At 73.8% G+C, this 7748-nt stretch carries 7 protein-coding genes and 1 pseudogene; 1 reads left to right on the forward strand and 7 read right to left on the reverse strand.

Features of this window, described 5'->3' with window-relative positions; all coding sequences use genetic code 11:
• Nucleotides 1-3: 3 nt before the first annotated feature.
• Complete coding sequence (locus ACFV0Q_RS15140) at nt 4-1650, reverse strand: amidohydrolase family protein (protein ID WP_385005281.1); 1647 nt, start codon at nt 1648-1650, stop codon at nt 4-6.
• Entirely contained in the window at nt 1647-2552 is a 906-nt protein-coding gene (locus ACFV0Q_RS15145) for an aldo/keto reductase (RefSeq protein WP_385005283.1), read from the reverse strand. The genes ACFV0Q_RS15140 and ACFV0Q_RS15145 overlap by 4 nt, the downstream gene beginning before the upstream one ends.
• A 44-nt stretch (nt 2553-2596) precedes the next feature.
• Between ACFV0Q_RS15145 and ACFV0Q_RS15150 the strand changes: the two genes are divergently transcribed.
• A complete protein-coding gene (locus ACFV0Q_RS15150; RefSeq protein WP_385005285.1) occupies nt 2597-3598 on the forward strand; it encodes a ketopantoate reductase family protein in 1002 nt (333 codons plus the stop codon).
• Nucleotides 3599-3613: 15 nt separating this feature from the next.
• On the opposite strand, the gene ACFV0Q_RS15155 is transcribed toward ACFV0Q_RS15150, so the two are convergent.
• The 5 genes and pseudogenes from ACFV0Q_RS15155 to ACFV0Q_RS15175 all read right to left on the reverse strand — a co-directional run.
• A complete protein-coding gene (locus tag ACFV0Q_RS15155) occupies nt 3614-4378 on the reverse strand; it encodes a sirohydrochlorin chelatase (protein WP_385005287.1) in 765 nt (254 codons plus the stop codon).
• Between the two features lie 10 nt (nt 4379-4388).
• On the reverse strand, nt 4389-5285 hold the full coding sequence (locus ACFV0Q_RS15160) for an ABC transporter permease (protein ID WP_385005289.1): 897 nt from the start codon (nt 5283-5285) through the stop codon (nt 4389-4391).
• Complete coding sequence (locus ACFV0Q_RS15165; RefSeq protein WP_385005291.1) at nt 5272-6057, reverse strand: ABC transporter ATP-binding protein; 786 nt, start codon at nt 6055-6057, stop codon at nt 5272-5274. Before ACFV0Q_RS15165 ends, ACFV0Q_RS15160 begins: the two co-directional genes overlap by 14 nt.
• Nucleotides 6058-6063: 6 nt before the next feature.
• A complete protein-coding gene (locus tag ACFV0Q_RS15170) occupies nt 6064-7191 on the reverse strand; it encodes an aliphatic sulfonate ABC transporter substrate-binding protein (protein WP_385005293.1) in 1128 nt (375 codons plus the stop codon).
• A 2-nt stretch (nt 7192-7193) separates the two neighbouring features.
• Nucleotides 7194-7748, reverse strand: a pseudogene (locus ACFV0Q_RS15175) (hypothetical protein); the annotation flags it as partial.

A 7748-nucleotide genomic window follows, 5' to 3' on the forward strand; every position in this document is an offset into this window, starting at 1 on the left:
CGCTCATCGCCCCTCGTAGTAATCCGGCAGCGCCCGCAGGTAGGCCGGGATGTTCGGATTGGCCAGCAGGCGGGCCGTCCACTCCGAGTCCTCGTGGGTGGTCAGCGGGCTCAGCGTCGTCTTCTCGAAGGGCAGGCCCAGGCGGCAGCGCAGGACGCGCTCGACGTCCTGCGCGGTCAGCGGCCCCGTCGGGCTGCCGCCGCCCGGGCAGCGGGCGAGTTCGGCCAGGATCAGTTCCACGGACCGCGGCTTCGACCGCACCCGCTCCAGCAGGAACTCCGGATCCACGTCCAGGGCGCGCTGGAGGCGGGCCCTGGTCTCGGCGAGGGGCATCGGCGGCAGGGCCGTCCCGGGGCAGTCCACCACCATGACCTTGGTACGGCCCGCCCCGAACCGGGCCGCCGGTTCGGCGTCGGACGCGGGGCGGGCCTTCGCCATGACCGGCTGGTCTCCGTAGAGCATCTCGCCGCGCACGGACACGAGGCGGACGTCCTCCTCGGTGGCCTCGATCAGATTGCGGTACGGATCGCCGTTCCGCTCGTCCATCACCACCAGGTCGGCCACGTAGCCCCGCGCGAGCCGGCCGGCACGGCGGTCCCAGCCCAGGGCCCGCGCCGGGTTCCGCGTCACCATGTCGACCAGCTCGCGGTCGGTGAACAGCCCCTTCAGCCGGTGCTCGTTGACCAGGTCCGCGACCTTCAGCTCGCCCAGCACCGACTTGCTGCCCGAGGGCGCCCAGTCGGGAGCCAGGCTGATGCCGAGTCCGGCCGCCTTCGCGGCGGCCACATCGGCGGTCCTTCCGTAGAGCAGGAAGTTCGACAGCGGCGACCAGACGAGTGCGGCGCCCCGGGCCGCCATGTCCTTCAGCTGCTCCGCCGTCAGCCCGACGCCCTGGACGGCGATGAGTCCCGGGCCCACCAGCCCGCTCCGCTTGACGGCCTCGTACTCGTCCGCCATCCGCGGACCGGTCCCCTCGGCCAGGTGCAGGACCAGCGGGCCGTCCTTCTGCGCCCTGGCCAGATCCGCCCATTCGACGGCGTCCCGGCCGATGTCCACGCGGCTCACGGCCCGGCGCGGACCGACCTCCGCCGTCTCGGCGTTGCGCACCAGACAGCCCGGGGCGGAGCTGGGCGGGTCGACGCTCGCGCCCTGCACGGCTGTCGTGCCGCCGGCCAGCGCCTTGTACTCGCCGTACCGGGCGGCCTCCGCGCCGAGGTCGTAGAAGCCGGGGCTGGAGAGGACGAACCAGGGGTTGGTGATGCGCCGTTCGTAGTCGTCGTCGTAGAACCGCCACTCGTACCGGTCCTTGTACGCCTTGCGCACCGGCAGGAGCGGGAAGGCGGCGTGCTCGGGATGGTTGTGCAGATCGATCAGCCCGGGATAGATGACCCCGCCGGTGTCGACGACCCGGGCGGACCGCGCGCCCGCCGGCAGCGCACGGCCCGCCTCGGCGACGGCTTCGATGCGGCCCGCCCGGATCCAGAGGCGGGCGTCCGGCCAGACGTCCCCCGCGTCGTTCAGCGTCACCACCTTGCCCGTGAGGACCACCCCGGGATCGGACCGGGCGGGCGACGGGACGAAGCCGGCGGCGGCCACGGCGACCACGGCGCTCGCGGCCAGCGAGGCGGCGAGGGCGCTGCCGCGCCTCACGTCGTCTCCGCGGCCCCGTCGGGTGTCGTACCGGTTCTCGGGCCGTGCGCGCCCGGCGGCGTCAGCGCGTCCAGTACGGCCAGCTCCCGCGCGCTCAGCGAGAGCGACGCCGCGGCCAGGTTCTGGGCCAGGTGCGCGGGGGAGCCGGTGCCCGGCGTCGGGCACAGCACCGGCGAGTGGTGCAGCAGCCAGGCCAGCGCGATCTGCCCGGGGCTCGCGCCGTGCGCCGCCGCCACCGCGGCGACGGCGGCCGCGCACTCCCGCGCCAGGGCGCCGCTGCCGAGCGGGTAGTACGGCAGGAAGGCGATCCCGCGCGCCTCGCAGAGCGCCAGCACCTCGGCGGAGGACCGGTCCAGCAGGTTGTACGGGTTCTGCACCGCGGCCACCGGCACCGACTCCAGCGCCGCCCGCAGCTGTTCCGCGCCCACCGTGTCCAGGCCGATGTGCCGGATCTTGCCTTCCTCCCGCAACTCCGCGAGCGCGCCCAGCTGTTCGGCCGCCGGGACCGCCGGATCGAAGCGGTGCAGCTGGTAGAGGCCGATCCGCTCCACCCGCAGCCGCCGCAGGCTCGCCTCGCACATCCGGCGCAGCTCCTCGGGCCGGCCCGCCACGTGCCACTGGTCGGGCCCCGTCCGCACCACCCCGCCCTTGGTGGCGACCACGAGCCGCTCCCCGTACGGGTGCAGGGCTTCGGCGATCAGCTCCTCGGCCAGGTCGGGCCCGTAGTTGTCGGCGGTGTCGATCAGGGTCACCCCCTGCTCGACGGCGGCGCGCAGCAGGGCCACGGCCTCGGCGCGGCCGCCGCGCGGACCCCAGTAACCGGGGCCGACGAGACCGCCCGTACCCAGTCCGAGGCGTCCCAGCGGCAGATCCCCGCCCAACGTGAAAATGGTGTCCGGCATGGCCCGACGGTACTCCCGCCCCGACGGTGTGCCAGGCTCGGGGCATGCGTTACATCATCATCGGCGCCGGAGCGATCGGCGCGACCATCGGCGGCCGGCTCGCGGAATCGGGCCGGGAGGTCGTCCTCGTCGCGCGCGGCGCGCACGCCGAGGCACTGCGGGCGGACGGGCTGCGGCTCACCACCGCCGACGGCACCCGCCTCCACCGGCTCCCCGTGGTCACCGCACCGGCGGACCTGGGTGAACTGCGCCCCGACGACGTGCTGCTGCTCACCGTGAAGACGCAGGACGCCATCGCCGCGCTCGACGCGTGGGGAGACGCCGAGGTCGCCGGCGGCGGTACGGCGGCCCAGCGGCTGCCGCTGCTGTGCGCGCAGAACGGCGTGGAGAGCGAACGGCTGGCCCTACGGCGCTTCGCGCGTGTGTACGGGGTGTGCGTCTGGCTGCCCGCGACCTTCCTGGAGCCCGCCGTGGTCTCGGCGCTGTGCGCCCCGCTGACCGGGATCCTGCACCTGGGGAAGGCGGCCGGAGGCACGGACCGGCGGATCGCGGAGGTCGCCGCCGACCTGGAGAAGGCGGGGTTCGAGGCGCCGGTCGTCGAGGACGTCATGCGGTGGAAGTACGCGAAGCTGCTCGGGAACCTGGGCAACGCGGTCCAGGCGACCACCGGGCCCGAACCTGACCCGGCGAAGACGGCGCTCCTGCTGAGGGCGGTCCGCGAGGGCAAGGCCGCCTTCGAGGCGGCGGGCATCGCCTACGCCTCGGACGCGGAGCAGTCGGCGGCCCGCGACGGCAAGGTCGACCAGCCCGCGGGCGTACGGGGCGGCTCGTCGTGGCAGAGCCTGGCGCGCGGGACGGGGTCGGTGGAGGCCGACTACCTCAACGGCGAGATCTCGCTGCTGGGGCGGCTGCACGGGGTGGCGACGCCCGTCAACGACGTGCTGCGGCACGCGGCGAACATCTTCGCCCGGGAGGGCCTGCCGCCGGGCGCGATGTCCATCGGCGACCTGACGGCCCTGGCCGACGAGGCGGCGTCCCGCGCCTGAGGCGGTTCGTGCGGATCAAGCCGTGAGGGCCGGGAGCGGCGCCGCGGCCCGGGCAGTGGCCGCGTCGTAGCGGCGCAGCAGGAGCCGGGCGAGTTCCGGGGCGGCGCCCAGGACCTCGGCCACCACGTCCGCGCCGGACTCGGCGGCGCCGGCCGCGATGCGGTCCGGGAGCCGGCCGGGGGCGATGACGTACGGGGCCACCGCCACCCGCCGGGCGCCCTCGGCGCGCAGGGCCCGTACGGCGTCCTCCGTACGGGGGAGGGCAGCGGAGGCGAACGCAGGCCGCACGGCGCACCAACCGGTGTGCCGCCACTCCCGCGCGATTTCAGCGATCACTGCGATCGCCTCCGGGTCTGAGGATCCGGCGGACGCGAGCACCACACCGGTGCGCGCGCGGTCCGCCGGGGTGAGGCCGAGGCCGGCCTCCGCGAGGCGCCGTTCCAGGGCCGCCACCAGCAGGGGGGACGGGCCGAGGACGTCCGCCACCCGCACCGACAGCCCGGTCAGGCGGGTGGTGGCCTCCGAGAGCACCGCCGGGATGTCCGCCTTCGCGTGGAAGGCCCGCGTCAGCAGCAACGGCAGGGCCACGACCTCCCGTACGCCGGACAGGTACAGGGAGGCGAGGGCCTGCGAGACGGTCGGGCCGTTGAAGTCGAGGAAGGCGGTCTCGACCCGCAGCCCGGGCCGCAGCGACCGGGCCCGCCCGACGAGGGCGTGCACGGTCGCCGCGTGCCGCGGATCGCGGCTGCCGTGGGCGATGACGAGGAGTGCGCGGGACATGGGACTCGGCTCAGCTCTTGACCAGCAGGCCGCGGCTGCGCAGCACCCACCGCTCGACCGGGCTGAAGATCAGCAGGTCGATGGCGATGCCGACCACGAGGATCAGCAGGATCGCGAGGAACACGCCGGGCAGGTCGATGTTGTTGCGGCCGTTCTCCAGCAACTGGCCCAGGCCCAGGCCCAGGTCGGGGGAGCTGGCGATGATCTCGGCGGCCATCAGGGAGCGCCAGGAGAACGCCCAGCCCTGCTTGAGGCCCGCCAGGTAGCCGGGCAGCGCGGCCGGCATGACCACGTGCCGGGCGCCGCGCAGACCGGTCGCGCCCAGGGTGCGGCCGGCCCGCAGGAACAGCGGCGGGATCTGGTCGATGCCGGAGACGAGGCCGTTGGCGATCGAGGGGACGGCGCCCAGCAGGATCACCGTGTACATCATGGCGTCGTTGAGCCCGAACCACAGGACCGCCGGGGGGACCCAGGCGACCGAGGGCAGGGACTGCAGGCCCTGCAGGATCGGGCCGATCGCGGCGCGCACGAACTTGACGCGGGCGACGAGCAGGCCGAGCGGCGTGCCGATGGCCAGGGCCAGCAGGAAGCCGAGCAGACCGCGGGAGACGCTGGTCCAGATCACTTCGAGCAGGGTGCCCTTGAGCCACATCTCGGACAGGCTGTCCCACACCGCGGACGGGGCGGGCAGTTTGCTCTCGTCGGTGACCTTCGCGGCGACCAGGATCTGCCAGACCACCAGCACGAGGCCGACGGCCAGCAGCGGGGGCAGGGCCTTCTTGGTGAGGATCTCGCGGAGCGGGGTGCGGTGCGTCTGGACGGCGTCGAGCGCGTCGAGGCCCGCCTCCAGGCCCGCCAGGTCGTCGTGCTTGGCCTTGGCCTTCGCGGTGGTGTCAGTGCTGGCCATGGCGGCGGATCTCCCCACGCAGGTGTTCAGTGATCTCAAGGGACAGCTCCGCGACGTCCGCGTCCTCGATGCGGCGCGGCTGCGGGATGCCCACGGTCCATTCCTTCGCGACCCGGCCGGGGCGGGAGGAGAGCAGGACGACGCGCTGGGCGAGGCGGACGGCCTCGCGGACGTTGTGCGTGACGAAGAGGACGGACAGCCCTGTCTCGGCCCAGATGCGGGTGAGTTCGCCGTGCAGGACGTCGCGGGTGATGGCGTCGAGGGCCGCGAAGGGCTCGTCCATCAGCAGGAGGCGGCTGTCCTGGGCGAGGGCGCGGGCCAGGGCGACGCGCTGGCGCATGCCGCCGGACAGCTCGTGGACGCGCTTGCCGTACGCGCCGCCGAGCCGGACCAGCTCCAGCAGCCGCTCGGCCTCCGGCTTGCGGTCGGCCTTCGCGACCCCGCGCAGGCGCAGGGCGAGTTCGATGTTCTTGCCCGCGGTGAGCCACGGGAAGAGGGCGTGCTCCTGGAACATCAGGGCCGGACGGCCCTCGGTCGTGACGGCTCCGGCGGTCGGCGTGTCCAGGCCCGCGACCAGGTTCAGCAGGGTGGACTTTCCACACCCCGAGGCCCCCAGGATGGTGACGAACTCGCCGGGAGCGACATCGAGGCTGATGTCGTCCAGGACGAGCTGCGTTCCGGCCGGGCCGGAGAAGGACTTCGAGACGTGCTCGATGCGGACGGCCTGTGCGAGGGCCGTGGTGTGCTCCGCGTTGAGCAGGACGGTCGCCATCGCGGGTCACCTCCCTTGGTCGTCGGTGCCCGGACCCGGCGGGGTGACGGGGGGCTTGTGCAGGGAACCGAGGACCTTGTCGAGCGGCCCGAGGTCGTAGATGCCGGTCAGGTCGGGCTTCTCCAGCAGGCCGGCCGTGACGGCGTGCCCGGCCTGGGCCTCCAGGGTGGCGGCGAGCGGGTCGTCGGTGACGGCGATGCCGGGCCAGGCCCGGTCGATGACCTCGGGCTCCAGCTCCTGGCCGCTGAGGGTCTTCAGGGCGGCGTTGGCGGAGGCCTTGGCCTCGTCGCGGTGGGCGTTGATCCATTCGTTGGTCCGGACGGTGCCGCGCAGGACGGCCTCGACGACGTCCCGGTGCTCCTTGAGGAACTTCTGCGAGACGACGACGTTCGTGATGACGAACTTCCCGTCGGGCCACAGGTCGTTCTCGTCGAGGAGGACGGTGGCGCCCTCGGCGACCAGCTTGGACGCGGTCGGCTCGGGCACCCAGGCGCCGTCGACGGAACCGGAGCGGTAGGCGTCGGGGGTGATGGTGTTGTTGGTGCGGACGACGGACACGTCGCCCTTGCCGCTGGCCGCGTCGACCTTCCAGCCGCGGGCGGCGGCCCAGTTGAGGAAGGCCACGTCCTGGGTGTTGCCGAGCTGCGGGGTGGCGATCCTCTTGCCCTTGACGTCGTCGAGGGTCTTGATCCGGTCCGGGTTCACGACGAGCTTGACGCCGCCCGAGGCGGAGCCGGAGACGATCCGCAGGTTCTGGCCCCTGGACTTCACGTAGCCGTTGACCGCGGGTGAGGGGCCGATGAAGCCGATGTCGACGGAGCCCGCGTTGAGGGCCTCCATCTCGGCCGGTCCGGCGTTGAAGGTGGTGGTCTTCAGGGCGGTGCCGCCCAGTTCCCGCTGGATCAGCCCTTCCCGTACGCCGACCAGGGCGGTGGCGTGGGTGAGGTTGGGGAAGTAGCCGAGGGTCACGGAGCCCGCCGAGAGCTTCGCGCCCGCCGCCCCGGCCTGCGCCTGCGCCGCGGCCGGGACCGGGTCGGCCTGCGATCCGTAGCCGCAGGAGGTGACGGCGGCGGCGAGCAGCAGGACGAGGGCCGCGGCGGGGCGTGTGCGGCGTGTGCGGCGTGTGGCGGGCATGGTCAGACGGTCCATTCGTTCTCCGTGAAGGCGTCGCCCGCCATGCCCGCGGTCAGGGTGGTGCCGTCGGCCGGGTCGATCAGCAGGAAGCATCCGGTGCGGCGGGAGGCGGCGTAGGCGTCGAGGGCGAGGGGTTCGGCGGTCCGTACGACGACCCGGCCGATGTCGTTGGCGACGAGCCGGCCGGGATCCGGGTGCTGGGACAGGTCGTCCAGGGTCAGCCGGGAGGGGATCTCCTTGACGATCGCCTTGACGGTGCGGGTGGTGTGTTTGAGCAGGACGCGCTGGCCGACGGTGAGGGGCCGGTCGGCGACGTGGCAGACCGTGGCGAGGACCTCGTGCGTGGGGGCGGGGGCGACGGCGGTGGGGGCGATGAGGTCGCCGCGGGAGACGTCGATGTCGTCGGTGAGCCGCAGCGTCACGGACTGGGGGGCATGGGCGGTGTCGACCGCTTGGCCGAGGGCGTCGATGGCCTCGATGGTGCTGGTGCGGCCCGACGGCAGGACGGTGACGGCTTCGCCGACGCGCAGGACGCCGGAGGCGATCTGGCCGGCGTA

This window comes from Streptomyces sp. NPDC059564 (assembly GCF_042735575.1).
Lineage (GTDB): Bacteria > Actinomycetota > Actinomycetes > Streptomycetales > Streptomycetaceae > Streptomyces.

Bases quoted from the DNA above. Each gene is read 5' to 3' on its own strand.
- ACFV0Q_RS15145 (WP_385005283.1), bottom strand. From the start codon at position 2,552: ATGCCGGACACCATTTTCACGTTGGGCGGGGATCTGCCGCTGGGACGC.
- ACFV0Q_RS15150 (WP_385005285.1), top strand. From the start codon at position 2,597: ATGCGTTACATCATCATCGGCGCCGGAGCGATCGGCGCGACCATCGGC.
- ACFV0Q_RS15155 (WP_385005287.1), bottom strand. From the start codon at position 4,378: ATGTCCCGCGCACTCCTCGTCATCGCCCACGGCAGCCGCGATCCGCGG.
- ACFV0Q_RS15160 (WP_385005289.1), bottom strand. From the start codon at position 5,285: ATGGCCAGCACTGACACCACCGCGAAGGCCAAGGCCAAGCACGACGAC.
- ACFV0Q_RS15165 (WP_385005291.1), bottom strand. From the start codon at position 6,057: ATGGCGACCGTCCTGCTCAACGCGGAGCACACCACGGCCCTCGCACAG.
- ACFV0Q_RS15170 (WP_385005293.1), bottom strand. From the start codon at position 7,191: ATGCCCGCCACACGCCGCACACGCCGCACACGCCCCGCCGCGGCCCTC.